The 25,100-nt window shown below is 57.7% G+C and carries 27 protein-coding genes and 1 tRNA gene; 23 read left to right on the top strand and 5 right to left on the bottom strand.

All coding sequences use genetic code 11. The features are described 5' to 3' along the window. Positions 1-30 precede the first annotated feature (30 nt). Entirely contained in the window at positions 31-663 is a 633-nt protein-coding gene (locus ROLI_RS17445; RefSeq protein WP_187428983.1) for an arylesterase, read from the top strand. Between the two features lie 166 nt (positions 664-829). Here the strand turns inward: ROLI_RS17445 and ROLI_RS17440 are convergent, their stop codons facing one another. Then, complete coding sequence (locus tag ROLI_RS17440; protein ID WP_187428984.1) at positions 830-1,036, bottom strand: cold-shock protein; 207 nt, start codon at positions 1,034-1,036, stop codon at positions 830-832. 326 nt (positions 1,037-1,362) lie between these two features. Between ROLI_RS17440 and ROLI_RS17435 the strand changes: the two genes are divergently transcribed. Together ROLI_RS17435 and preA are read left to right on the top strand one after the other, a co-directional pair. Then, positions 1,363-2,694, top strand: a complete 1,332-nt coding sequence (locus tag ROLI_RS17435; RefSeq protein WP_187428985.1) for an NAD(P)-dependent oxidoreductase — start codon at positions 1,363-1,365, stop codon at positions 2,692-2,694. Positions 2,695-2,719: 25 nt separating this feature from the next. After that, positions 2,720-4,021, top strand: coding sequence for an NAD-dependent dihydropyrimidine dehydrogenase subunit PreA (gene preA, locus ROLI_RS17430; protein WP_187428986.1), 1,302 nt, complete (start codon positions 2,720-2,722; stop codon positions 4,019-4,021). A 2-nt stretch (positions 4,022-4,023) separates the two neighbouring features. On the opposite strand, the gene ROLI_RS17425 is transcribed toward preA, so the two are convergent. Both ROLI_RS17425 and ROLI_RS17420 read right to left on the bottom strand, forming a co-directional pair. Next, on the bottom strand, positions 4,024-4,497 hold the full coding sequence (locus ROLI_RS17425) for a hypothetical protein (protein ID WP_187428987.1): 474 nt from the start codon (positions 4,495-4,497) through the stop codon (positions 4,024-4,026). Positions 4,498-4,622: 125 nt separating this feature from the next. Continuing rightward, positions 4,623-5,240 (bottom strand): TetR family transcriptional regulator C-terminal domain-containing protein, encoded by a 618-nt coding sequence (locus ROLI_RS17420; protein WP_187429036.1) that lies wholly within the window; start codon positions 5,238-5,240, stop codon positions 4,623-4,625. Between the two features lie 181 nt (positions 5,241-5,421). On the opposite strand from ROLI_RS17420, the gene ROLI_RS17415 reads away from it, so the two are divergent. From ROLI_RS17415 to ROLI_RS17375, 9 genes are all read left to right on the top strand, one after another. Further along, a complete protein-coding gene (locus tag ROLI_RS17415) occupies positions 5,422-6,672 on the top strand; it encodes a Zn-dependent hydrolase (protein ID WP_187428988.1) in 1,251 nt (416 codons plus the stop codon). A gap of 142 nt (positions 6,673-6,814) precedes the next feature. Next, positions 6,815-7,036, top strand: a complete 222-nt coding sequence (locus ROLI_RS17410; RefSeq protein ID WP_222869408.1) for a hypothetical protein — start codon at positions 6,815-6,817, stop codon at positions 7,034-7,036. Positions 7,037-7,050: 14 nt separating this feature from the next. Beyond that, the gene (gene hydA / locus ROLI_RS17405) at positions 7,051-8,511 is read left to right on the top strand and encodes a dihydropyrimidinase (RefSeq protein WP_187428990.1); all 1,461 of its coding nucleotides are present in this window, start codon (positions 7,051-7,053) and stop codon (positions 8,509-8,511) included. Beyond that, a complete protein-coding gene (locus tag ROLI_RS17400) occupies positions 8,511-9,155 on the top strand; it encodes a hypothetical protein (protein ID WP_338469200.1) in 645 nt (214 codons plus the stop codon). Before hydA ends, ROLI_RS17400 begins: the two co-directional genes overlap by 1 nt. Next, positions 9,155-9,928: an ABC transporter ATP-binding protein gene (locus ROLI_RS17395; protein ID WP_187428992.1), complete on the top strand. Its 774-nt coding sequence runs from the start codon at positions 9,155-9,157 to the stop codon at positions 9,926-9,928. Before ROLI_RS17400 ends, ROLI_RS17395 begins: the two co-directional genes overlap by 1 nt. 237 nt (positions 9,929-10,165) lie before the next feature. Continuing rightward, entirely contained in the window at positions 10,166-11,029 is an 864-nt protein-coding gene (locus ROLI_RS17390; protein ID WP_187428993.1) for an ABC transporter permease, read from the top strand. Then, positions 11,026-11,865, top strand: a complete 840-nt coding sequence (locus ROLI_RS17385; RefSeq protein WP_187428994.1) for an ABC transporter permease — start codon at positions 11,026-11,028, stop codon at positions 11,863-11,865. The genes ROLI_RS17390 and ROLI_RS17385 overlap by 4 nt, the downstream gene beginning before the upstream one ends. A 31-nt stretch (positions 11,866-11,896) precedes the next feature. Next, positions 11,897-12,886 (top strand): ABC transporter substrate-binding protein, encoded by a 990-nt coding sequence (locus tag ROLI_RS17380; protein WP_187429037.1) that lies wholly within the window; start codon positions 11,897-11,899, stop codon positions 12,884-12,886. 71 nt (positions 12,887-12,957) lie between these two features. Continuing rightward, positions 12,958-13,272, top strand: a complete 315-nt coding sequence (locus ROLI_RS17375) for a hypothetical protein (protein ID WP_262386415.1) — start codon at positions 12,958-12,960, stop codon at positions 13,270-13,272. Between the two features lie 678 nt (positions 13,273-13,950). Here ROLI_RS17375 and ROLI_RS17370 read toward each other — a convergent pair. Next, the gene (locus tag ROLI_RS17370) at positions 13,951-14,157 is read right to left on the bottom strand and encodes a cold-shock protein (RefSeq protein ID WP_007117950.1); all 207 of its coding nucleotides are present in this window, start codon (positions 14,155-14,157) and stop codon (positions 13,951-13,953) included. A 980-nt stretch (positions 14,158-15,137) separates the two neighbouring features. Between ROLI_RS17370 and ROLI_RS17365 the strand changes: the two genes are divergently transcribed. The 4 genes from ROLI_RS17365 (at position 15,138) to ROLI_RS17350 (ending at position 19,069) form a co-directional block, all read left to right on the top strand. After that, on the top strand, positions 15,138-15,815 hold the full coding sequence (locus ROLI_RS17365) for a VPLPA-CTERM sorting domain-containing protein (RefSeq protein WP_338469199.1): 678 nt from the start codon (positions 15,138-15,140) through the stop codon (positions 15,813-15,815). A gap of 454 nt (positions 15,816-16,269) precedes the next feature. Beyond that, positions 16,270-17,355 (top strand): histidinol-phosphate transaminase, encoded by a 1,086-nt coding sequence (gene hisC, locus ROLI_RS17360; RefSeq protein WP_187428997.1) that lies wholly within the window; start codon positions 16,270-16,272, stop codon positions 17,353-17,355. Then, positions 17,352-18,272 carry a prephenate/arogenate dehydrogenase family protein gene (locus ROLI_RS17355; RefSeq protein WP_187428998.1) on the top strand — a complete coding sequence of 307 codons (921 nt, stop codon included), beginning with the start codon at positions 17,352-17,354 and terminating at the stop codon, positions 18,270-18,272. Before hisC ends, ROLI_RS17355 begins: the two co-directional genes overlap by 4 nt. After that, positions 18,269-19,069 (top strand): extensin family protein, encoded by an 801-nt coding sequence (locus ROLI_RS17350; protein WP_187428999.1) that lies wholly within the window; start codon positions 18,269-18,271, stop codon positions 19,067-19,069. The genes ROLI_RS17355 and ROLI_RS17350 overlap by 4 nt, the downstream gene beginning before the upstream one ends. 7 nt (positions 19,070-19,076) lie before the next feature. On the opposite strand, the gene ROLI_RS17345 is transcribed toward ROLI_RS17350, so the two are convergent. Next, positions 19,077-19,295 carry a hypothetical protein gene (locus ROLI_RS17345; protein WP_187429000.1) on the bottom strand — a complete coding sequence of 73 codons (219 nt, stop codon included), beginning with the start codon at positions 19,293-19,295 and terminating at the stop codon, positions 19,077-19,079. A gap of 65 nt (positions 19,296-19,360) precedes the next feature. Between ROLI_RS17345 and ROLI_RS17340 the strand changes: the two genes are divergently transcribed. The 7 genes from ROLI_RS17340 to rplK all read left to right on the top strand — a co-directional run bounded on the left by ROLI_RS17340 (position 19,361) and on the right by rplK (position 25,100). Beyond that, complete coding sequence (locus ROLI_RS17340) at positions 19,361-19,891, top strand: gamma-glutamylcyclotransferase (RefSeq protein ID WP_187429001.1); 531 nt, start codon at positions 19,361-19,363, stop codon at positions 19,889-19,891. Between the two features lie 75 nt (positions 19,892-19,966). After that, positions 19,967-21,154, top strand: coding sequence for a biopolymer transporter ExbB (locus tag ROLI_RS17335; RefSeq protein WP_187429002.1), 1,188 nt, complete (start codon positions 19,967-19,969; stop codon positions 21,152-21,154). Between the two features lie 2 nt (positions 21,155-21,156). After that, positions 21,157-23,085, top strand: a complete 1,929-nt coding sequence (locus tag ROLI_RS17330; protein ID WP_187429003.1) for a peptidoglycan -binding protein — start codon at positions 21,157-21,159, stop codon at positions 23,083-23,085. A gap of 240 nt (positions 23,086-23,325) precedes the next feature. Then, positions 23,326-23,401, top strand: a tRNA-Trp gene (locus tag ROLI_RS17325). 201 nt (positions 23,402-23,602) lie between these two features. After that, positions 23,603-23,800, top strand: a complete 198-nt coding sequence (secE, locus tag ROLI_RS17320) for a preprotein translocase subunit SecE (protein ID WP_187429004.1) — start codon at positions 23,603-23,605, stop codon at positions 23,798-23,800. Positions 23,801-24,007: 207 nt separating this feature from the next. Beyond that, the gene (gene nusG, locus ROLI_RS17315) at positions 24,008-24,541 is read left to right on the top strand and encodes a transcription termination/antitermination protein NusG (protein ID WP_187429005.1); all 534 of its coding nucleotides are present in this window, start codon (positions 24,008-24,010) and stop codon (positions 24,539-24,541) included. A gap of 133 nt (positions 24,542-24,674) precedes the next feature. Beyond that, positions 24,675-25,100, top strand: coding sequence for a 50S ribosomal protein L11 (gene rplK, locus ROLI_RS17310; RefSeq protein ID WP_187429006.1), 426 nt, complete (start codon positions 24,675-24,677; stop codon positions 25,098-25,100).

The raw sequence follows: 25,100 nt of genomic DNA, 5'->3' as shown, positions 1-25,100 counted from the left end.
TTACGTGTGGCATATGGAGGCTGGATCACTATGCGCAAGGTTTTGATGGGATTTGCTTTTCTATGGCCGGGGATGCTGAGCGCGCAGGAGGTGGTGATTGCGGCATTGGGCGATAGTCTGACGCAGGGGTATGGGTTGGTTGCACAAGAGGGTTTTGTGCCGCAATTGCAGAGCTGGCTGGATACACAGGGCGCGCAGGTGCGGCTGATCAATGCGGGCGTGTCCGGTGATACGACGGCGGGTGGATTGTCGCGCGCGGCCTGGACCTTGACGCCCGATGTGGACGCGATGATCTTGGCGCTTGGCGGTAATGACCTGCTGCGCGGGCTTGATCCAGACGTGAGCCGGGCGAACCTTGATGGGATACTGAAGGTCGCGGCAGAGGCAGATGTGGAGGTGTTGCTGGTCGGGATGCAGGCACCGGGTAATTTTGGGCCACAATATAAGGCGAGCTTTGATGCCATTTATCCCGAGCTGGCAAAGAGTTATGACACTCTGCTTGCGCCCAGTTTTTTTGCCGGGATCAGCGCCACGAATGATCCCATTGAAGCGCGCGCCTTTATGCAGGCTGACGGCATCCATCCCAACGCTGAAGGTGTTGCCAAGATCGTGGCGGCGCTGGGTCCTGAGGTTCTGGCTCTGGTTGCGCGCGCGCAGGAGTGAGCCGTGCCGTCATTTTGGCGATACTTCTGCGGGGCTACACCCGATCAGGCTTGCGCAGTATCAAATGGTTTTCGCGAAGTGCCGAAACTAACCCGTAAGCCGTGGGCAACCGCAATATCACTGAAACGGGCACGATTGCGCCCGTTCATATGATAGGGGGTGCCCGCTATGCCAGAGCGATGTTGGCCGCGCTTTCACGGCCATCGCGGCCCGCTTCGATATCAAAAGTGACTTTCTGATTGTCCGCCAGACCGGTGAGGCCTGCGCGCTCGACGGCAGAAATATGTACAAAAATATCCTGGCCCCCGCCATCGGGGGCGATGAAGCCGTAGCCCTTGGTTGTGTTGAACCATTTCACGGTGCCTGTGGCCATTCCCGTGGTCTCCTGTCTTGTGCTGCCCGCAGAATGCGGCAGCCTGGCTCGGTCGAAAGCAGATCGATTGAATGGCCAGTATCAGGAGCCGTGGTCGATAGTTTGTCGCGTCGCGGCTTTGATATTGAAGGAGGGCGGTACAAAATCAAGTTAAATTCTGATGACAGCCCTGTCCGGCAACGCATCGGCAATTTCCCGCCATCCGTGTAATGCCCGGAATTTGGGCATAGGTCCTCAAGCGCGGCTTAATCTAAATTTTACCAGTTGATAAAAAAATGAAACCATGAGAGCGTTTTGATGTTGAAGTAGCCAGAGTGGGGAGAGCCATGTCCAGCGACACATTTACACCGGGTATCATGCCAGGCCGTTTGGATCCGGCGGCGTATTCAGAACAGTTTTCTGATTTGCACCCTCGGCTTGATCCGCATGAAGCGCTGGTTGCGGCGGATCGGTGTTATTTTTGTCATGATGCGCCCTGTATCACGGCCTGTCCGACAGAGATCGACATCCCGTTGTTCATTCGCCAGATCGCGACGGGGACCCCGGATGCGGCGGCCAAAACGATCCTGAGCCAGAATATTATGGGCGGGATGTGCGCGCGGGTCTGCCCGACGGAGCAGCTTTGTGAAGAGGCTTGTGTGCGTGAGGCGGCGGAAGGCAAGCCGGTTTTGATCGGGCAATTGCAACGCTATGCGACGGATCATTTGCAGGAACAAGGGGTGCATCCGTTTGAGCGCGCCGCTGCAACGGGTAAGAGGGTGGCCGTGGTCGGCGCGGGGCCTGCGGGGCTGTCTTGTGCGCATCGTTTGGCGATGCTGGGCCATGACGTGGTTGTTTTTGATGCGCGCGCAAAAGCGGGCGGGCTGAATGAATATGGGATCGCGACCTATAAGACGGTCGATGGCTATGCACAGTCCGAGGTGGATTGGTTGTTGCAGATCGGCGGGATCACAATCGAGACCGGTCGCGCATTGGGCCGGGAAGAGACGCTCGAGAGCTTGCGTGGTGTATTTGATGCGGTGTTCCTCGGCATGGGTCTGGGCGGCGTGAATGCGTTGCAGGCGGAGGGGTCCGACAAAGAGGGTGTATCCGACGCGGTCGATTTTATTGCGGAGTTGCGCCAGGCGGCGGATGTGGCGCAGGTGCCCGTGGGGCGCGATGTGGTGGTGATTGGCGGCGGGATGACGGCGATTGACGCGGCGGTGCAGGCTAAGCTGCTGGGCGCATTGAACGTCACGCTGGTATATCGCCGGGGTCGTGATCGGATGAACGCGAGCGTGTTTGAGCAGGATCTTGCAGCCAGCAAGGGCGTGCGGATTATCACCCATGCGGTGCCGCGTGCGGTGATCGGAAATGGTGCGGTGCGCGAGATCGAGTTCGATTATGTGGGCGCGGATATGGTGCCGACGGGTCAGACGTTGCGGTTGGCGGCGGATCAGGTGTTTCGCGCGATCGGTCAGACATTGCAAGGCGATGGTTTGCCCGCGTTGGAGGGTCGTAAGATCGCGGTCACCGGAGCCGGGCGCACGTCCGTTGAGGGGGTTTGGGCCGGGGGGGATTGTGCCTCTGGTGGGGATGACCTGACGGTGACGGCGGTGGCTGAGGGCCGCGACGCGGCGATGGATATTCATGCGGTATTTAGCGGGGCGGTGGCCTGAAAGCCCACCCTACGGAGGATTTAAGATGGCTGATCTGAGAAGTGAATTCGTGGGCATCAAAAGCCCGAACCCGTTCTGGCTGGCCTCCGCGCCGCCAACGGATAAGGAATATAACGTGCGTCGCGCTTTTGAAGCGGGATGGGGCGGTGTGGTGTGGAAAACGCTGGGGTTGGACCCGCATGTGGTGAATGTGAACGGGCCGCGGTATGGCGCGATTTACGGGGCGGACCGGCGGTTGTTGGGCCTGAACAACATCGAATTGATTACGGACCGTCCGCTGCAGACCAATCTGGATGAGATCAAAGTGGTAAAGCGAGATTATCCGGATCGCGCCATGGTCGTGTCCTTGATGGTGCCTTGCGAGGAAGAGCCGTGGAAATACATTCTGCCGCTGGTGGAGGACACGGGTGCAGACGGTGTCGAGCTGAACTTTGGCTGCCCGCATGGGATGTCAGAGCGCGGCATGGGATCTGCCGTCGGGCAGGTGCCGGAATACATCGAAATGGTCACGCGCTGGGTCAAGGCCAACACGCGCATGCCGGTGATCGTGAAGCTGACGCCCAACATCACGGATGTACGCAAACCTGCCGAAGCCGCGATGAAGGGTGGGGCGGATGCGGTATCGTTGATCAATACGATCAATTCGATTACGTCGGTTGATCTGGATTTGTTTGCGCCCGAGCCGACGATTGATGGCAAGGGCGCGCATGGGGGCTATTGCGGACCTGCGGTCAAGCCGATTGCGCTCAATATGGTCGCCGAAATTGCGCGCGATCCTGCGATGGCACATTTGCCGATTTCGGGCATTGGCGGTATCACTACATGGCGCGATGCGGCGGAGTTCATGGCCTTGGGCGCGGGCAATGTGCAGGTCTGCACCGCGGCGATGACCTATGGGTTCAAGATCGTGCAGGAAATGATTTCGGGCCTTAGCGATTATATGGACGGCAAGGAGATCACATCCGTCGATCAGATCGTGCGCCGCGCTGTTCCGAACGTCACGGATTGGCAATATCTGAACCTCAATTACATCGCCAAGGCCGTGATCAATCAGGACCTGTGCATTTCCTGCGGGCGGTGTTTTGCAGCCTGCGAGGATACCTCACATCAGGCGATTGCCATGTCGCCGGACCGTACTTTCACCGTGATTGACGAGGAATGCGTGGCCTGTAACCTTTGCGTCAACGTCTGCCCGGTCGAGGCCTGCATCACCATGGAAGCGATGGCACCGGGCCTCGTGGACCCACGCACCGGCAAGGTGGTGGAGCCAGAGTATGCAAATTGGACGACGCATCCCAACAATCCCGGTGCGACCGCGGCCGAATGATATCAGGGCTCGCTGCGTGTCAGGATCGGCGCCGTGGGCAGGGGATTTGGAAGCTTGAACGCCGGTTCTGCCGCTTTGGCGGCGGCCTCTGCTGCGGCAGCTGCGCGATCTGAGGCCCTGTCTGCGGCACGGGCTTCCTGCAAGGCGGCGGATTCCGCGCGTAGCTGGACCTGTCGCTGAAGGAATTCCGCCGTGGGGGCCTCCTTGGTTTGCGCTTCAATGACCGATTTTGGTGCGGCCTGCGTGGGGAGCATCGCCACGCGACCCCGTTTGAGCAAAGCAGCCACTTGCGCGCCGCCCGTGCCTGTTCCATTGCTTGCCCCCTGACCGGAATGGTCCGAAGAGAGATTCGCCCCACTGCTGGATGCCGACCTGGCAATCGGTTGCGTTGATTGTGCACCAGCCCCCTGCGCATCACCCAGAGCGGGTGCCACGGGTTGGGGCGCATAGGGCGCGTTGAAGGTAATTGCACTCATGATAAGCTCCGTTCAATTCGTCGATCTGAAGCCGCCACCCGAAATCATTAAAGTAATATGAACATTAACGAGGCGTTAATCGGGGATGGAAATCGGGATATTGGTTAACGCCTCAATCCGGCGTTTCAGGGGGTCAGAAGACGGGTAAACAAGGTCTCGAGATAGACCGTTGCCTGATCATGCCCGGATGTCTCCTCGCGCAGTAAAACCTGCACCTGTGCTGCGAAATCCGCATAATGCTGGGTCGTGGCCCAGATGGAAAAGATCAGGTGGCGCGGGTCGACCGGGTTCAGATGTCCGGCGTCCATCCAGGCCTGAATGACGGCGCATTTTTCCTCGAACAGGGGCTGGAGGCCAGAGTGCAGATGCGGTGCCATACGCGGCGCGCCTTGCAGGATTTCACCGGCAAACAGTCTGCTTTCACGCGGCAAATCCCGCGCCATATCCAGCTTGCGCTGCACATACCCGAGAATTTCGGCCAGCGGGTCCCCCTGCGAATCAAGCGTGACGAGCGGGTCGAGCCAGGTTTCCATCAACTGGTTCAGCAGGGTCACGTGAATATCGTCCTTGCCGTCGAAATAATAGAGGATGTTGGGCTTGCTCAACCCGGAGGCCTCCGCGATTTGATCCAGCGTGGCACCGCGATACCCGTGCAGGGAAAATACATTCAGCGCTGCGTCCAGGATGCGGCTGCGGTTGCGCTGCTGGATCTTGCTGGTTTTCTTTTCGACGCCGTCTGGCATGGGCGGTTTCATCCAATCGGCTTGCTTGAATTTCGGGCAATGCCCGGGTTGATGACAGCTTCCCACGCAAAGAGATCGAAAGGAAGCCTTGACTTGGTCCAGCCGAGTGGCAATCGTAGCTTTACCAAATGGTAAAATTACCGATGGTCTAAATATCGCACCGCCAGGAAGGACCACAGCCATGCCCGCGCCCGGACAGAACCTGAAAATTAATCCGGACCGGCTCTGGGAGAGCCTGATGGAGATGGCTAAGATCGGACCCGGCGTTGCAGGCGGCAACAACCGCCAGACCCTGACGAACGCGGACGCTGAGGGGCGCGCGTTGTTTCAGAAATGGTGCGAGGCGGCAGGCTGCACCATGGGGCTCGATCAGATGGGCAATATGTTCGCCGCGCGTCCGGGCAGCGACCCGGACGCCTTGCCGGTCTATGTCGGATCGCATCTGGATACGCAGCCCACGGGTGGCAAGTATGACGGTGTTCTGGGCGTGTTGGGCGGGCTTGAGATCATCCGCACGCTGAACGATCTGGGCGTGAAAACCAAACACCCGATTGTGGTCACGAATTTCACCAATGAGGAGGGGACCCGTTACGCGCCGGCGATGCTGTCCTCGGGGGTGTTCGCGGGGATACATACGCAGGATTGGGCTTATGGGCGGGTGGACGCGGAGGGCAAGACCTTTGGCGATGAGCTCAGCCGTATCGGGTGGCGCGGGCAGGAAGAGGTTGGCGCGCGCAAAATGCATGCGTTCTTTGAGCTGCACATCGAACAGGGACCTATTCTGGAAGCCGAAGGCAAGGAGATCGGTGTCGTGACCCATGGTCAGGGCTTGTCGTGGACGGAAATCACGATCACTGGCCGGGACAGTCACACAGGCTCGACCCCCATGCCGATGCGCAAGAACGCAGGGCTCGGCATGGCGCGCGTGCTCGAAAAAGTCGATGAGATCGCCTCGTCGCATAAACCCCATGCGGTGGGTGCGGCGGGGCATATCGACGTCTATCCCAATTCACGCAACGTGATCCCCGGCAGGGTGGTTTTTACCGTCGATTTCCGTTCGCCAGACCTGAGCGTGATTGAAGACATGGAAGCGCGGCTGCGCATTGAGGCACAGAAGATCGCAGATGATATGGGGCTGGAGATTGCTTTCCAAAAGGTCGGTGGCTTTGATCCGGTGACGTTTGATGCGGGCTGCGTCGCGGCGGTGCGCGGCGCTGCCGAGCGGTTGGGCTACAGCCATATGGACTTGATTTCCGGTGCCGGGCATGATGCGTGCTGGATCAACCGGGTGGCCCCGACGGCCATGGTGATGTGCCCCTGTGTGGATGGTCTTTCGCATAATGAAGCTGAGGAGATTTCCAAGGAATGGGCCATGGCGGGCACCGATGTATTGCTGCATGCGGTGGTGGAAACAGCAGAGATCATAGGGTGATATGCCCCCTTTTGCGCGCCCCACAAGTGTTCTGAGCCTTTGCGCCTGTATCCTGACGGGGTGCGCAACAGGGAACGCGCCCCAGGGGGGGGCGGTGCCCGAGGCGCGCATAAATCAGGCAATCGCAACGCAGGTTTCATGTATGCGTGCGCAAACGCTTCGGCTGGATGATGGCGTCTCTGAAGCGGCCAAAATCGGGGCATCCGTGGCCGCAGCCTGTCGCGAGGAATCAAGGCAGGCGGCAGCGGTTTTTATCTCTGGAAAAACCCCGGAGGCTCAAGCAGAGTTCCTGAAGAATACACGTGAAGATGAAGCGGAACTGGCAACCCGAGTGGTAAACCACACCCGCGCCACGAAATCGTAAAGGATACCAAGCAAATGACAAAGGTGATCAAAGGCGGCACGGTCGTCACGGCGGACCGGACCTGGGACGCGGATGTGCTGATTGAGGGCGAGGTGATCAAGCAGATCGGTGCGGACCTCACGGGCGATGAATACATCGACGCCGAGGGGGCCTATGTGATCCCCGGCGGGATTGATCCGCATACCCATTTGGAAATGCCTTTCATGGGGACCACGGCGGCTGAAACGTTCGAGAGCGGTACATGGGCGGCGGCGGCGGGTGGCACGACGATGATCGTGGATTTCTGCCTGCCGGGCGCGGATGGCTCAATCAAGAACGCGATCAACGAATGGCACCGTAAATCCGCCCCGCAGATCTGTTCCGATGTGGGCTATCACATGGCCATCACCGGCTGGAACGAGGATGTGTTCAACGAAATGAAGGATGCCGTCGATATGGGCGTGAATTCCTTCAAGCATTTCATGGCCTATAAGGGTGCTTTGATGATTGAGGACGACGAAATGTTCGCCTCCTTCAAGCGCTGCGCGGAACTGGGTGCCTTGCCGATGGTGCATGCGGAAAACGGTGATTTGGTCGCCGAGATGCAGCAGAAATATTTCGATCAGGGGATCACCGGGCCAGAGGGTCACGCCTATTCGCGCCCGCCCGAATTTGAGGGCGAAGCGGCCAATCGCGCGATCACCATTGCCGATGCCGCAGGCGTGCCGCTTTATATTGTGCATGTGTCTTGTGAGCAGGCGCATGAGGCGATCCGACGTGCGCGTCAAAAGGGCATGCGCGTATACGGTGAGCCGTTGATCCAGTTCCTGACGCTGGATGAGAGCGTCTATTTCGACACGGATTGGGATTATGCGGCGCGCCGTGTGATGAGCCCGCCGTTTCGGTCCAAAGACCATCAGGATTCACTCTGGGCGGGCCTGCAATCGGGATCTTTGCAAGTGGTTGCGACCGATCACGCGGCGTTCAATACCGAACAAAAACGCGCAGGCCGCGATGATTTCCGCATCATTCCCAACGGGTCGAACGGGCTGGAAGAACGCCTCGCGGTGCTGTGGACCGAAGGGGTGGAAACAGGCCGTTTGACGCCAAACGAATTTGTCGCCGCGACCTCGACCAATGTGGCGAAGATCCTGAATATCTATCCCAGAAAGGGTGCGATCGTGGAGGGCGCGGATGCCGATATCGTTGTGTGGGATCCCAAGATAAGCAAAACTATTTCGCCCTCAAACCATCATTCCGTGTTAGATTACAATGTGTTCGAGGGCTTCGAGGTCAAAGCCCAAAGCCGCTTTACGCTGAACCGGGGGGAGATCATCTGGGCGTGGGGGCAGAATAGCCAACCCAATCCGGGCCGCGGTCGGTTCATTCCGCGCCCTGCGTTTTCATCCGCCTCTGAGGCGCTGAGCAAGTGGAAAGCCCTGACCGCCCCCAAAATGATCAAGCGCGATCCGCTGAATATTCCGGCGGGGATATGATGAACGACGATCTATTGACAATTGAGGCAAAGATCGGTGGCGCTTATGTGCGGAGTAAGAACGCCATAGGTTGGCGTCTTTTGAGCAGCCCTGTCGAAACGCTCTCGGAGGCCGAAGTGGCTTTCATCGGGTTGAACCCTGGGGGGCGCGTCGAGGAAGCCGGTCATTCGCGTTTTGCCACGTCGGCGGGGAGTGCTTACGAGACCGAAAGCTGGGGAAATGCTCCGCCGGGGCAAAGTGCTTTGCAACGACAAGTCTGTGCGTTATTCCGAAGGCTGCGTGTCAAACCAGCAGCCGTTTTATCCGGAAATCTGGTTCCGTTCCGCTCCGCGTCTTGGGCGGCTCTTCCAGACAAGCAAGAGGCACTTTTGTTGGGGCGCAGTATCTGGAGTAATATTCTGAACATGGCCAAGCCTAGGCTTATTGTCGGCATGAGCCGTGAAGTCGACAAGCAGTTATGTGGGATCCTTGGTATAAAGCATGGGATCAGAGTTCCGATCGGGTGGGGTAAAGCTACGGGTTCGCGGAGCGAATACGATAGTGGTTTCTTGATTGGGTTGCCGCATTTATCGCGGTTTCCTGTCATCAACCGTTCGGAGTCGGAACCTGGGCTTTCAAAGTTGTTTCGGTCGGATTGGTATTGATGAGCGTCATTTCCGCCCAACACCTCGACCTGACCTTCCAGACCAATGACGGCCCCGTGCATGCATTGCGCGATGTGTCTTTGAATATAGAAAAGGGCGAGTTCGTCAGCTTCATTGGCCCCTCCGGCTGCGGCAAGACGACATTCCTGCGCTGCATGGCGGATCTTGAGCATCCGACGGGGGGGCAGATCACGGTTAATGGTGTAAGCGCCGCAGAGGCCAGAAAAGCGCGCGCCTATGGCTATGTGTTTCAGGCGGCGGGGCTTTATCCTTGGCGTACGATTGGGGGCAACATCCGCTTGCCGCTGGAGATCATGGGCTATTCGAAATCCGACATGGACGCGCGTGTGGAGCGCGTCTTGGAATTGGTCGAACTGGCCGGGTTCGAGCGTAAATTCCCATGGCAGTTGTCAGGCGGCATGCAACAGCGCGCCTCGATTGCCCGCGCGCTTTCCTTTGATGCGGATATCCTGCTGATGGACGAACCCTTTGGCGCGTTGGATGAAATCGTGCGTGATCATTTAAACGAGCAACTCCTAAAGCTGTGGGCGCGCACGGAAAAGACAATTGCCTTTGTGACCCATTCGATCCCCGAAGCGGTCTATCTGAGCACTAAGATCGTTGTGATGAGTCCGCGTCCTGGACGAATTACGGATATCATCGACAGTCCCTTGCCTAAGGAGCGTCCGTTGGACATCCGCGACACGCCGGCCTTTCTTGAGGTTGCACACCGGGTCCGAGAAGGGCTCCGCGCGGGGCATTCGCATGAGTAAGCGTTTTGAATCGGCCCGGACAGTACCCGCTTTTAGGCAAAGTCCGGGTCCGATACGCCGTTTGTCTGGGGAGGCGAGGTCCCCTTTCATCGTTCACGGTCATCGGCATGCCTGCCTGTACCGTGGACTGATTTCATCACATATATCTTTCATTGTTCTTAAAATATGCAAAGAACTTCGCCTGCTGTGCAGTGTTGAATATGCATATTTATGGAACAATGAAGAGCGCGTGCGCTCATGAGCCGGAGTGTCCTGCCGGTAACGACAGTCGTTTGTGCGATCTTTGCGTTGTGGTACGTGGCCGCGATCTGGCTCAATGCGCCCTGGGCCTATGACAAAGCGACGCGCACGGGCGAGTTGTTGAACGCGCAGAGCCTTATTCTCGACACCTGGAGCCAGAAAAAGCCCAAACTGCCCGCGCCGCATCAGGTCGCAGTGGAAATTTGGGAAACCACTGTGGAAAAGAAAATCACTTCCAAACGCTCGCTTATCTATCACTCTTGGATCACACTCAGTGCGACGCTCTTGGGGTTCGCGCTTGGGACAGGTCTTGGCATCGCATTGGCGGTGGGGATCGTTTACAATCGGACCATGGACATGTCGGTGATGCCTTGGGTGATCGCGAGCCAAACCATTCCGATCCTTGCGATTGCGCCGATGATTATTGTCGTGCTGAATGCCGTAGGCATTTCGGGGCTGCTGCCCAAGGCGATGATTTCGATGTATCTTTCCTTTTTTCCAATCGTTGTTGGCATGGTCAAGGGTTTGCGTAGCCCTGACGCGATGCAACTCGATCAGATGCGGACGTGGAATGCGTCGCCTTCTCAGACCTTCTGGCGGCTGCGTTTGCCATCCTCAATGCCCTATCTATTCACATCGCTCAAGATTGGGATGGCGGCTTCGTTGGTCGGCGCGATTGTAGGTGAATTACCGACCGGGGCGATTGCTGGGCTTGGGGCGCGGTTGCTGGCGGGGAGCTATTATGGTCAGACGATCCAAATCTGGTCCGCATTGATTATGGCGGCTGCACTGGCGGCCAGCCTCGTGGCCCTCATCGGGGTGATCCAGCGGGTAACGCTGAAACGGATGGGCATGTCATGATCTGGCTGGTTTTTGCCTTTGCCATCTGGGCTTTGGGTTGGTGGATCAACGCCTGGCTGGCCGCATTGCCGCGGACGCGGTTGACGCGCTTGGCTGTCCCGGTGATCTTTGGCCTGACGCTGATTGCGGTTTGGGAAGGCATTGTGCATGGGCTGGAGATCAGCCCGATCCTGTTGCCTGCTCCTTCGATGATCGCCATGCGCTTTGTCGCCTCCACGGCGATCCTGTGGGAGGATTTTGTGCAGACCGTGATCAAAGGGGCGCTTAGCGGCTATGTCCTGGGATGCGGGACGGCCTTTTTGGTGGCTATTTTGGTGGATCGGTTTGATTTCTTGCGCCGCGGCCTTTTGCCGGTAGGTAATTTTGTCGCCGCCCTGCCGGTGATCGGCATGGCCCCCATTCTGGTCATGTGGTTCGGGTTTGACTGGCAATCCAAAGCTGCCGTCGTCGTGGTCATGGTGTTCTTTCCGATGCTGGTGAACACGGTGCAAGGGCTCGCAGATAGTTCCGTGATGCAGCGCGATCTCATGCGGACCTATGCCGCTGGATATTGGATGACGTTGCTCAAATTGCGCCTGCCTGCAGCGATGCCTTTTGTTTTTAACGGGCTAAAAATTGCGAGCACTTTGGCTTTGATCGGGGCGATTGTTGCTGAATTTTTCGGCTCACCCACGCGGGGTATGGGGTTTCGTATCTCCACGTCGGTGGGGCAGCTTGCGCTTGATCTGGTTTGGGCGGAGATTGTCGTGGCGGCGGTTGTGGGGTCGGGCTTTTATGGTGGGATCGCGCTGATCGAACGCGCGGTGACATTCTGGCACCCGTCACAACGCCATTGAGTATAAAAAGAAGACAACAAAGGAGAGTATGATGAAGAAATTGACGACACTGGCGGCGGGAGCGACGCTTGGCATTTGGGGCGTTGTGGCGCAGGCGGCGGATGACGTAACGCTGCAATTGAAATGGGTCACACAAGCGCAATTCGCAGGGTATTACGTGGCGTTGGACAAGGGATTTTACGAGGAAGAGGATCTCAATGTCACGATCAAACCGGGCGGTCCGGACATCGCCCCAACGCAGGTTCTGGTCGGGGGCGGCGCGGATGTGACCGTGGATTGGATGCCTTCCGCTCTGGCGGCGCGCGAAAAAGGCTTGCCGATGGTCAATATCGCACAGCCTTTCAAATCATCGGGCATGATGTTGACCTGCCGAAAAGATGCGGGCATCACCAGCACGGATGATTTTCCGGGTAAAACGCTCGGTGTGTGGTTTTTCGGTAATGAATTTCCGTTCCTCAGCTGGATGAGCAAACTGGACATTCCCACAGATGGCAGCGACCAGGGTGTGACCGTCTTGAAGCAGGGATTCAATGTGGACCCTCTGTTGCAGGGGCAGGCGGCTTGTGTGTCCACCATGACCTATAATGAATACTGGCAGGTGATTGATGCGGGCCTGACACCGGATGATCTGACGGTGTTCAAATATGAAGAGCAGGGCGTGGCAACACTCGAAGACGGGCTTTATGTCTTGGAGGAAAATCTCGCAGACCCGGCATTTGAGGATAAGATGGTGCGTTTTGTGCGGGCCTCCATGAAGGGGTGGAAATACGCCGAAGCCAATCCTGATGAGGCGGCTGAGATTGTGCTTGATAATGATGCCAGCGGCGCACAGACAGAAGAGCATCAAAAGCGCATGATGGGTGAGGTTGCAAAGCTGACCTCCGGCAGCAATGGCGCTTTGGATCCGGCCGATTATGAGCGTACCGTTGCGTCGCTTTTGGCAGGTGGATCAGACCCGGTGATCACAAAGGCTCCAGAAGGGGCCTGGACCCATGTGATTACGGATAAGGCGCTTAACTGAGCAGTAGCCGTTGAGAATACATAAACAGGCCGATGGAAGTGTCGGCCTTTTTATTCTCGGCGCCCTAGACTTTGGCGAATGAAGCCCCATGTTTTGAAGTCGCCCCGGGAGTGAGTGAAATAATGAGCAATATGGAAAATTTGGAAAATCAACTTAGCGAAAAAGAGCGCCAACGCAGGGTCAATGAACAAGCGCTTTCTTCGATCCAGGCGCATGAAACCCGCCAGGAGGCACGCGGCTATGCGGTCATGGCGAGCTTTCTGGGATATGGTGAGAGCGCGTTGGGCAATGGGAAGTTTGGCAAGGTCAGCCACGCCGCCAAACTTTTTTGCATTGTCTTCGCAATGCTGGTGCCAAGCCTGCTGATCTGGCACGTGTTGCTTTGACCGGCTAAGCGCCTCTATCAAAAGCTCTGGTGCTGCGAGGGTGCCAGAACTTTTACGGTCGGTGGTGGGGTCATCGCTGAAAGAATGGTGGTGGATTTTTATGCGTTGTGTGGAACCAAAACCCGGCGGTGATAACTGCTTTGGCTAACGGAGCCGCAACGCTTGAGGATTCAAGGCCGTTTATGTCGGGCAGTATGCGTAAGTGGTGAACGGGATGGCGCGCGCGGATTTGAGCTTGCCGCAAATCGATCGACCCGTCGCAATGCTGGCGTATCCTCTGGCGGTAACAGCCAAACCAACCCTATCGTACTTCGTTCTGGCTGCGTCGAAAAGCCGGCAATCTGACCGTAAATGCGCTTGTCCATGGTGTGCAATTCTCGAAAAAACGAAGCCGTAAAATCGGATAATCCGGCATTCTCCCTGCCGTTGGTGGATGGTCATGCGGCGTCATTGCGAAGATTTATGTTTGAAATTACCGCATAGACCAAGAGGAATAGCTGAACCCTTTAGTTCCTGAGCCTAGCTGAGCGGCTTGATTAGTGGATTAAACGAAACCCCGTCGCAATCGACATAGGCTTTCTCACAAAAAAAGGCTGGCCAAAACTTGGCCAACCCCTTTTTTCATGACTATCTGCAAGCGCCCGGCTAAATCGACGGGCCTGCTCACAATCGCATGGCTTATGCCAGTGCGATGTTTGTCGCGCTCTCGCGGCCGTCACGGCCAGCTTCGATGTCGAAAGTCACTTTTTGGTTGTCGGCCAGACCTGTAAGGCCTGCGCGTTCAACGGCAGAGATGTGCACAAACACGTCTTTGCTGCCGCCGTCAGGTGCGATGAAGCCGAAGCCTTTTGTAGTGTTGAACCATTTCACGGTGCCTGTGGCCATATCCGTGGTCTCCTCTGTAGATGCTATCCGCGTCGTTGCGATAGCCTGGCGTGGTCGGTCTGGATCGAAGACTGACCGTCCATAAGAGACAGCAGGTCGAAAAAGATAAACGTTAGCGATCCGGCATATGACAGATGCTCGGGGTTTTGACAAGGAAAAGCTTTAACCTGTGGTAGAGATAAAGGCTGGTTTTCGCTGATCTCCAACCCGTGCATCTCAGGACACAGTGCATGACAGGTTTTTAAGTTTTGGGTTGGTTTTTAACCCTATCAATTTGATTCTAATAGTAAATATAAGATGATACTGTGAGGGTGCCGCAGGTTTTTAAGGCAGGTTGCGGAATCGAGATGCCTTTGGCGCTGCAAAAAACCTGCGAAAACCTTTCAGAATCCTATTCACTGGTCTGAAAGCAGATGCGTTTCTGAACCCACGTAGAATCGTTCGTTTTCCAACAGTTCTGGAAAGAGGCTGCGCTAACCTGCACTGCTGCATATGTGCGCGCAATTTTTTAGCGTGATCAAGTCGAACCCAGGCGACGTTCCGCAGAAAAGGTCGCAGTTTCATAGGCTTGCACTTAAGCGAATGGCACCCGGCGAGACGGCCGAGTTGCAAAACAGGGTAGGGCGCATTTATGCAAACGTGCCCATATCATGGTGGCGGTTCAACCAAAAAAACGAGCACACCGCCTTACGCTCGCTTCAGAATACCCATGATCTGAGCGGCGATATATCGGGGTGTCTTCATCGAAATCTCGCCGGAAAAAATCCATTTATGAACGCTATTATTCCTAAGGAGGGATAATCGTGGACCTGACGCCGGTGTTTTAAATCGAGGGAGTTAACAAATCCGCAATGGTTTTGTTGTTCTCTCTCCCGAATTGAACATGAGCGGCAAAGAGGTTTTTGTAAATTGGGCTGGAGCGAGCAATGCGTATCGTAAGAACAGCCCTCGCGGCTGCCGCCATTCTATGCGCAAGCAGTGTGAATGCCGCCACGATTGCCGTCTCTACTTTCGATGCAGGCGATTATAACAGCAGCTTCGCGGTCTTGGGAACTACGGGCGAAGACTTCGAAGCTTTTGGGGCGACGTTCGGCGAAGGCGAAGTGGGGGCGGTGTTTTCGACAGCGGTTGGCACGTTTGAAAGCCTTGGTGGCACGGGAAACGGTGGCGCGGTGACCGGCAGCGGCACCGAACTCGCGCTGCGTGATGGATCGGTGTACGGGCGGGCGAATACTGTTCCTACCGGTGGGACCTGGTTCCTGGACAGCAACGACACCTGGGGCATGAAGTGGGTCGTCGATATCGGCAGCGCCTTCAATAAGCTCTCCTTCGTGCTCAACGATGGCAGCGATACGGGGGCCTTCCTGCGCATTATCGCAGGCGGTGCTTCGGAAGAATTGCGCAGCGGCGGCCAACTTGCCAATGGCAACGCGCGCAGGGTCTTGGTTGATTTCGGACAGGAAGTGACCACTGCGGAGATCATTTTGGGTAATTTCACCACATCCGGCGGGAAAAACTTTAGACGCAATGACGGCTTTTCTATTGACGGGATCGCTGTTTCGGCGATTCCGCTGCCTGCTTCGGTTCTGTTGTTGGGCATTGCTGTTGGTGGGCTTGGCTGGGCGGGGAGACGCAAGGCACGAAATTCATCAACCTGACGCTTGTGCCGGAATGACCAAAATGAGCGTAGGTGCCATTGCTTTTGCGTTGAAGTCACGGGTTTCTATCTGTTTTGCGCAAAAAGCCGACGGTCCGGCTCGCCATCACTTGCGTCAAAAACCGATGGCGAAAACCCCCGTTTGGCTGGCGCGAGGTCTGATACTCCTTCTGACCTAAGGCTCATGAGTGCACTGGACGCCACACCCCGCACACTTCAATATCTGACCGCACAGTCCGGTAAGTCACGTCAAAGCCGCGAAGAAATCCATCGGCGCTGCCTGACCGAGGTAAAAGAGCAAACCCCTCTTTGCGCAAGTTCAAAGCCTCCGGACCTGTCCTGCTGCCCCCCAATTGCGCATTGACTGTTACTGGTCACCTTGTCTCACTTGGCGAGTTGATGGTAGCCCTGCGCACACCACGCGGATAAGGTCCGCGCGGACAGGAGACCGCCCCATGAGCACAGCACTCACCCCACAGCCGGGTATAATGGATATCGCCCTCTATCAGGGGGGCGCATCCCAGATCGAGGGTCGGGAAAACCCCCTCAAGCTCAGTTCGAATGAGAACCCGTTCGCCACCAGCCCAAACGCAATTGCCGCCATTGCAAAGGTCACCGCGGAAGTGCACCGTTACCCCTCCATCGATCATTTGGACCTGCGTGCCGCGATCGCAGAGGTCCATGGGCTGGACCCTGCGCGTCTCATCTGCGGTGTGGGGTCGGATGAAATCCTGAGCCTGCTTGCCATGGCCTATGCGGGGCCCGGCGATGAGGTTCTTTATCCCGAACATGGGTTTTCGATGTACCGTATTTTTGCGCTTGCGGCGGGGGCGACCCCGGTTGTTGCCCCTGAAGCGGGCCGGCGGGTGGATGTGGATGCCCTGATCGAACGCATCACCGATGCCACGCGCCTGATTTATATCGCCAATCCGGCTAATCCGACGGGGACGGCGCTGGATATGGCCGAATTGACCCGGCTTGCCGATGCCGTGCCTGCGTCGTGTCTGCTCGTGCTGGACGGTGCCTATGCGGAATTCTTTGACGGTTATGATGGGGGTGCCGCGCTGGTCTCGGCACGTGACAACGTCGTGATGACGCGTACCTTTTCGAAACTCTATGGCCTGGGCGGTTTGCGTGTCGGCTGGGGCTATGCGCCGCAGGCGGTTATTGACGTGCTGAACCGGGTGCGCGGGCCGTTCAATCTGTCCAGCGTCGCGCTCGCCGGTGCCGAGGCGGCGGTACGGGACCGCGCTTTTGTGAACATGTGCCTGACGGAAAACGCCGAGCAGCGCGCGCGGCTGATTGGCGGGCTGCGCCAATTGGGTATCGGATGCGATGAGAGCCAGGCCAATTTTGTGCTGGCGCGTTTTACCGATGAAGACGAAGCCATCAAGGCGGATGCCCACCTCAAGGCGGCGGGCATTCTTGTGCGGCTGGTCAAGGGCTACGGCTTTCCCGATGCGCTGCGGATCACGGTCGGACGGCCAGAGGATGTGAGCCGTGTTCTGGCAGCACTTGGCAGCTTCGGGGAGACGACATGAGCGTGATTTACAACCGCGTGGCGCTGATCGGGCTGGGTCTGATCGCCTCTTCGATGTTCTGGGCGATGAAGCGCCGTGGCCTGGCAGGCGAAGTCACCGGCTTCGCGCGCAGTGCCGAAACCCGCGAGACCGCGCGCCGCATCGGGTTGTGTGACCGGGTGTTTGACACGGCGCGCGAGGCGGTAGAGGGGGCCGATCTGGTGGTTCTTTGTGTGCCCGTCGGCGTGATGGGCGATGTCGTGGCTGAAATCGCCAGCGCATTGAAACCGGGCGCGACCTTGACCGATGTGGGATCGGTTAAACGCGATGTGATCGAAAATGTGACGCCGCACCTGCCGGAGAATGTGCATTTCATCCCCGGTCATCCCATCGCAGGCACCGAACATTCCGGGCCCGAATCCGGGTTTGCCGAATTGTTCGATAATCGCTGGTTGCTGCTTGTGCCGGTGGAGGGCTCGGACCCTGATGCCATCGCCAGATTGCGCCACCTTTGGGAAGAGATCGGCAGTAATGTCGAAGAAATGGAAGCGGAGCACCATGATTTGGTGTTGGCCGTGACCAGCCATGCACCGCACCTGATTGCCTATACGATGGTGGGGGTCGCGGATGATCTGCGCCGCGTGACCGACAGCGAAGTGATCAAATATTCCGCTGCGGGGTTCCGCGATTTCACGCGCATTGCGGCCAGTGATCCGACCATGTGGCGCGATGTCTTTCTGACCAATAAGGATGCCACGTTGGAAATTCTGGGCCGTTTTACCGAGGAGCTTTTTGCGCTGCAACGCGCCATCCGCACCGGGGACGGCGAGCATTTGCACGATTATTTTACCCGAACCCGCGCGATTCGTCGCAGTATCATCGAGGCGGGTCAGGACACGGATGCACCGGATTTCGGGCGTGGAAAACGGTCCAAATGAGGGGCTTGGTCCTCGTTTTTGTCCTTTTGGCGGGGATGGCCGCTGCGAAGGCACCGCAAACGTCGCCGCGCCCCGAGATACGCCCTGATCACAGCCCGCGTGGCACGCAGCGGGTGACATTGGAAGGCAGTGGCACCATCGCTGCCCTGCAACGCTCCCCCGAAGCTCAGGCGGCCAGCCTGCGCGGCGATGGCCCGCGCACGTCGCTGCGCCCCCAGATCCGCACCCGTGCCGTGAAACGCGCCATTCGCAAACAGCAAAAACTGCGTGCAAAGGGGGCGATTTGTGGTGATCCCGAGATCCAGGGCGAGCGCGTCGGCCGTGTGCCAGGCCGCATTGCCGGTTGTGGCATCGATCAGGCGGTCAAGGTACGTTCGGTGTCGGGCATAACGCTGAGCCAACGCTCGGTGATGGATTGCACCACCGCGCAGGCGTTGAAAATATGGGTGGATGGGTCGGTGAAACCGGCCTTTCGCAAACATGGCGGTGGCCTGCAGGGCCTGCGCGTAGCGGCGCATTATGCTTGCCGGACGCGCAACAATAAGAAGGATGCGCGTATTTCCGAACATGGAAAGGGGCGCGCGATTGATGTGTCAGGATTTAAGATGCGCGACGGCTCTGTGGTTTCGGTGCTCAAGGGCTGGAACGCGCGTGACACGAATAAGGCCATGCGCCAAGTGCACAAAGGGGCCTGTGGACCGTTTGGTACGGTCTTGGGCCCGAACGCGGACCGCTATCACCGCGACCATTTCCACTTTGATACCGCACGCTATCGCAACGGGACTTATTGCCGCTAGCGCAGGATCAGACGCGGGGCCGGACCGAGCGGCAGGAACCCCAAAAACACGGTGCCCCCACGCGGACTGAGCGCCAGGTCGAGCGTTTCGGGATTGCCTGCCACCCCTCGGCCTGGCGCGCCTCCAGCCAACCCTCGATACCACGCTGCGCCCCAAAACTTGCCAGCCCCCACAAACCGCTCCAGAGCACAACCCCGAGCATAGTGAGCCAGATAACAGGCACCATCACAGACCCCTTTCCCTTGCCGCCAATTTGAGGTTTACGCGAAGCAGGCAAGGAGAACCAGCATCATGACCCTATGGGTATTCGGATACGGCAGCCTGTTGTGGAACCCCGGCTTTGAGGTGGCCGAAAAGGTCGTGGCCACTTTGCCCGGCTATGCGCGATCATTTTGCATGTGGTCGATCCACCACCGCGGAACCGAAACGGACCCTGGTCTGGTCTTGGCGCTTGATGAGGACCCCGCCCATGCTTGCGAAGGCGTGGCATTGGCCGTGGCGGCGGGGCGCGAGGCGGAAACTCTGACCTACTTGCGCGAACGCGAATTGATTTCCTCGGCCTATATCGAACGCGAATTGGACATCGATCTGGTGGACGGGCGGCGGGTGGGCGCGCTTTGTTATGTTATTAACCCGGATCACGTACAATATTGCGGCGGGATGGCGCTGGAAGAACAAGCACAGGTCATCGCGCGTGCAACTGGCGGCATGGGACCGAACACGGAATATCTTTATAACACGGCATCGCATCTGAGTGAGATTGGCTTGCATGATCCCGATCTTGAATGGCTCAACCAGCGGGTGCGGCACCTGGCGACATAAATCCATGGCTCTGGCGCGGGTTTTCAGGTTAAACTGCGACCAGAGCAGAACAATAAGGCGCGGGAGCAACAGCGCATGATATCGCCAGATCAAGAGGCCCGGCCGGTGTTTTCGCAACCGGTGCGCCAGATTATGTTGATGCTGATCGTTCTGGGGTTGTCGGGCGCGGGTAGCGTTTTGGCGCTGCCCCAGGTTTTGCCGGTGTTTGAGGCGAACTCTTATCTTAACGGTTTCATTATCTTTGTGTTCATCCTGGGTGTTTTAGCCTGTTTTTATCAGGTTTTTCAATTGATTGGCTCGGTACGCTGGATTGAGCGTTTCGCCAATGGTACGCTGGATAACAACGCCAAAGCGCCGCAATTATTGGCACCGCTTGCATCCTTGTTGCGCGCGCGCGGGGCTCGAATGCAGGTGAATGCCTCCTCCACCCGTTCAATTTTGGATTCGGTGGTGAACCGCATCGAAGAAGCGCGCGAAATCACCCGCTATATCGTCAGCATGTTGATTTTCCTGGGCCTGTTGGGAACGTTCTATGGACTCGCGACCACCGTGCCGGCCATTGTGGAAACCATTTCCAGCCTCGCACCCGAAGAGGGCGAGGGCGGTGTCGAAGTATTCAACCGCCTGATGAGCGGGCTGCAAACGCAACTCGGCGGAATGGGCGTCGCCTTTGCATCCTCGCTTCTGGGGCTTGCGGGCTCGCTGATTGTGGGTCTGTTGGAGTTGTTCGCGGGTCACGGCCAGAACCGGTTTTACCGCGAACTTGAAGAATGGCTGAGTTCGATCACCCGTGTGGGCTTTACCTCCGGGGATGAGGCCAGTGGCGATCAGGGGGCATTGGCGGCTGTTGTTGAGCATATGGTCGAGCAGATGGAGAGCCTGCAACTGATGTTTCAGCAATCCGATGTCAGCCGCTCAGAGGTGAACGAAAACCTTGCCACATTGGCCGGATCCATTGAGCGTATGACCCAGAAGATGGACGGTATGGATCCGGCAAGTGTTGCCTTGGAACGTGTGGCCGACGGGCAGGAACGGCTGATTTCCGTGCTCGAAAAGCAATCGCAGACCGATGGCGGGATGGATGCCGAAAGCCGCATGCGCTTACGCTCGATTGACGTACAGATGCTGCGGATTCTCGAAGAAATTTCGGCCGGGCGTCAGGAAAGCATGGCGGAATTGCGCCGAGATCTGTCCGGGCTGACGGAGGCGTTGCGCACGGGGCGTGTGCGCGCGAACATCAAGATGAAGCCCGGAGAGACCTGAGCATGGCGCTGTCACGACGCACCGGAGCACGGTTTCAGGCGGCGATCTGGCCCGGCTTCGTGGATGCGATGACGGGTTTGTTGCTGGTGCTGATGTTTGTGCTCACTATTTTCATGGTGGTGCAATTTGTGTTGACCGAACGGATCACCGGGCAGGAATCTGAACTGGATCAACTCGCAGGCGAGGTCGCCGTTCTTGCGCAGGCCCTTGGTTTGGAACAACAAACCAACAGCGAGCTGGATGCGCGTGTTGGAGAGTTGCGCACTTCACTAACGGATGCGCGTGAACAGATCGCATCGCTGAGTGCGACGCGGGACGCACAGACCGCCGCATTGAACGCGGCGCAAACCCAGATTACCAGCTTTGAAGCACAGGTTGCTGCGTTGATCACGCAACGCGATACGGCGCTGGGCGATGTGGCCGCGTTGGAGCAAACGCGCGCCGCATTGGAGCGGAGCCAGGCGGAATTACTGAGCGAGCAAGAGGCGCTTGACCTCGCGCTGGCCGCCGCGCGCAGTGAAATTGATGTCCAGACCGAGGCTGCCCGACTTGCCGCTGCGCGCCGAGAGGCATTGGATGCATTGGTTGCTGATCTGCGCGCACGCAATGCCGCCGTTGAGGGGCAAGTCGCTGATTTAACAATTGATCTCAGTGCCACACAGGAAGCCTTGAGCGCGCAAGAGGCCGCGCGGCTTGCCGAGGCCGCTGCGGCGCAGGCTTTGCGGGCGCGTCTGGCGGATGCGGATGCGGAGTTGACGGCGATGACGCTGGCCTTGGAAGCCCAGCGGCAAGAAGCGGAGAATACGCTGACGCTGCTGGCGGCGGCGCGCGCGTCACAGGGTGATCTGGACGGTCAATTGGCCGCTGCGCTGATAAGTTTGGCAGACCTTGAGGAAAACGTAACGCGCTCACAGCAAGAGGCCGCCGCGCTGCGGGATGCCGAGGCGGCGTTGCGCGCAGAGTTGCAAGCCGCGCAGGGTGACGCCGCAGAACAGACCCAATCGTTGCAATCCCGGCAAGCGACGTTGCAGGCCGAACAGGAGCGCCTGCGCGATCAATTGGCCGCAGCCCTCGCTGCGAAATTGGCTGCTGAAACCCTGGCCGAGGATAGCACGACAGAGGCCGAACGACGTGCGGCACTTCTGGCACAGGCCCGCCAGTCCCTGGCGCAGGAAACTGAAATAACCGCCGAAGCACAGCGGCAGGCGGAATTGCTCAATCAACAGGTGGCTGCTCTGCGCGCTCAACTCGGTGACTTGCAATCGCTTCTGGATGACGCGGTTGCGCGAGATGCAGCCTCTCAGGTGCGATTGCAATCGCTGGGGTCTGATCTGAACACGGCGCTGGCCCGGGTGGCCGCAGAGGAGCGACGCCGCGCCGCGTTGGAAGAGGCCGAACGCATCAGGCTTGAAGCAGAAACCGCGCGGTTGGCCGAAGAAACCGCGCGCCTGAGTGCAGAAACCAAAGATCTGGAACAATACCGGTCAGAGTTTTTTGGTCGCCTGCGAGACGTTCTGGGTCGTCAGGAAGGGGTGCGGATTGAGGGGGATCGCTTTGTGTTCTCTTCGGAAGTTCTATTCGCGCCGGGGAGTGCCGATCTTTCCGTGAAAGGCCAGGGCGAGGTTGCCAAGGTGGCGCAAATCATCGCGAGTGTCGCGGATGATATCCCGCCGGAAATTGACTGGATCATTCGCGTGGATGGCCATACCGACAACGTCCCGCTTTCGGGTTTTGGCAAATTTTCTGATAATTGGGAGCTCAGTCAGGGGCGGGCCTTGTCCGTGGTGAAATTCATGGTCAATGCTCTGGATATCCCACCAAACCGGCTGGCTGCGAATGGCTTCGGGGAATATCAACCCGTTCAGGAAGGCGATACCGAGCAAGCCCGCGCGATGAACCGACGTATCGAGCTGAAATTTACCGAAAAATAGGCTAAATTATCTTCGAAGTAGGGCACCGAGCGAGGATCGGCGTGGCGTTTTGCCGTTCGCAAATGACCTCTTCATATGCAGGTTCTGCGTCTAACGGCTGGGTCATATGTGATCTTGTTCTGAACAGACGCAAGGGGCGCAGTGGACGAGCCTGCAGCCTGATCAGAACGACTTTTTGCGCAATGCCGTCCGATCCCCCTTGAACCTGAACGCAATTGCGACTACCCCGAAAACCGGCATAGGGGTTTAGCTCAGTTGGTAGAGCATCGGTCTCCAAAACCGAGGGTCGTGGGTTCGAGTCCCTCAGCCCCTGCCAATTACATTGTTTGGAATATAGAAACGCGTTATCGATTTTCGTTGATCCGGTTCGGGGCGGCACAGGCGGGCACGCCGGGGCGTATTCGTTTTGTCGCAGGCCTTTTCGCGCCATGGCAGGGCTCGGACTGCGCATAGATACTCTTGAAATTCCTCACTGGCCCCGTTATGTGCCACCTCAGATCAAACAGAAAGTCTCGCAATGGCCACGACCAACCCGCTTCAATTTATCCAGCAGGTCCGCGCAGAAGTCGCCAAAGTTGTCTGGCCGACACGTCGCGAGGTGATGTTGACCACGGTGATGGTTTTCATTTTAGCGGCCCTGACGGCCGTGTTTTTTGCGACGGTTGATATTATAATCCGGGGCGGTCTTCAGGCTGTCCTGGGCATGTTCGGCTGAAGCGCTCGGCCCGGACTAAAAAACCTGCTACAGCCCTTGAAACATCTGGTTGTGCGGAGTATCTCGCACACCTGAGCTTTGAGCAGGGCGCGCGGCGATTCGAGTTGCGCGCCGATTTTTGTTGAGGGCAGCGGGCTAAGGGTCCGGGATAGCGTAGAAATTCTGACGTAACGAGCAGCGTCAAGCAAGACAGGGACCAAAGATCAGATGGCAAAACGGTGGTATTCGGTCAGTGTGCTGTCGAACTTCGAAAAGAAGATCGCAGAACAAATCCGTACATCCGTGGCTGAGCAGGGCCTTGAGGATCAGATTGACGAAGTGCTGGTGCCGACCGAAGAGGTGATCGAGGTGCGTCGTGGCAAAAAGGTCACGACCGAGCGTCGCTTCATGCCGGGTTATGTGCTTGTGCACATGGAGATGTCGGATGGCGGGTATCACCTGATCAATTCGATCAACCGCGTCACCGGATTTTTGGGTCCACAGGGGCGCCCGATGCCGATGCGTGATGCCGAGGTGAATGCGATTCTGAACCGGGTTCAGGAAGGCGAGGACGCACCGCGCACGCTCATTCACTTTGAAGTGGGCGAGAAGGTCAAAGTGGCCGACGGTCCATTTGAAGATTTCGACGGCATGGTCGAGGAAGTAGATGATGAGAACCAGCGCCTGAAGGTGACGGTGTCGATCTTTGGCCGCGAAACGCCGGTCGAATTGGAATTCACGCAGGTCAATAAACAGATCTGACGTGCTTGTCGTGTCTTGCTGAAAGACATGATTTCAAACGTGGGAGGCGAGGGTGCCGCGGCATCCAGACCGGACCACGACAGCAAACAGCTGGACCGGCGCGCCGGGGCAGTGTTGGAAAAGGAGAAGGCCCATGGCCAAGAAACTCGTTGGCAGCATGAAGCTGCAAGTCAAGGCAGGGCAGGCAAACCCCTCCCCGCCCGTTGGTCCGGCGCTCGGTCAGCGCGGCATCAACATCATGGAATTCTGTAAGGCGTTCAACGCCAAGACGGCAGATATGGAGCCCGGTGCGCCGTGCCCGACCGTGATCACCTATTACCAGGACAAGTCCTTCACGATGGAAATCAAGACGCCCCCTGCGTCTTATTACCTCAAGAAAGCGGCCAAGCTGAAGTCAGGCGCTAAAACACCATCCCGCGAAGTGGCAGGTCATGTGACGTCCAAGCAAGTGCGCGAAATCGCCGAAGCGAAGATGAAAGATCTGAACGCGAATTCGATTGAAGCCGCGATGAAGATCATCCTGGGCTCTGCCCGCTCCATGGGCATTGAGGTGAAGTAA

Origin of the sequence: Roseobacter fucihabitans (assembly GCF_014337925.2) — a bacterium.
In the GTDB taxonomy this organism is placed as follows: Bacteria; Pseudomonadota; Alphaproteobacteria; order Rhodobacterales; family Rhodobacteraceae; genus Roseobacter; species Roseobacter fucihabitans.
This window is presented reverse-complemented; position numbering and strand designations above follow the sequence as displayed.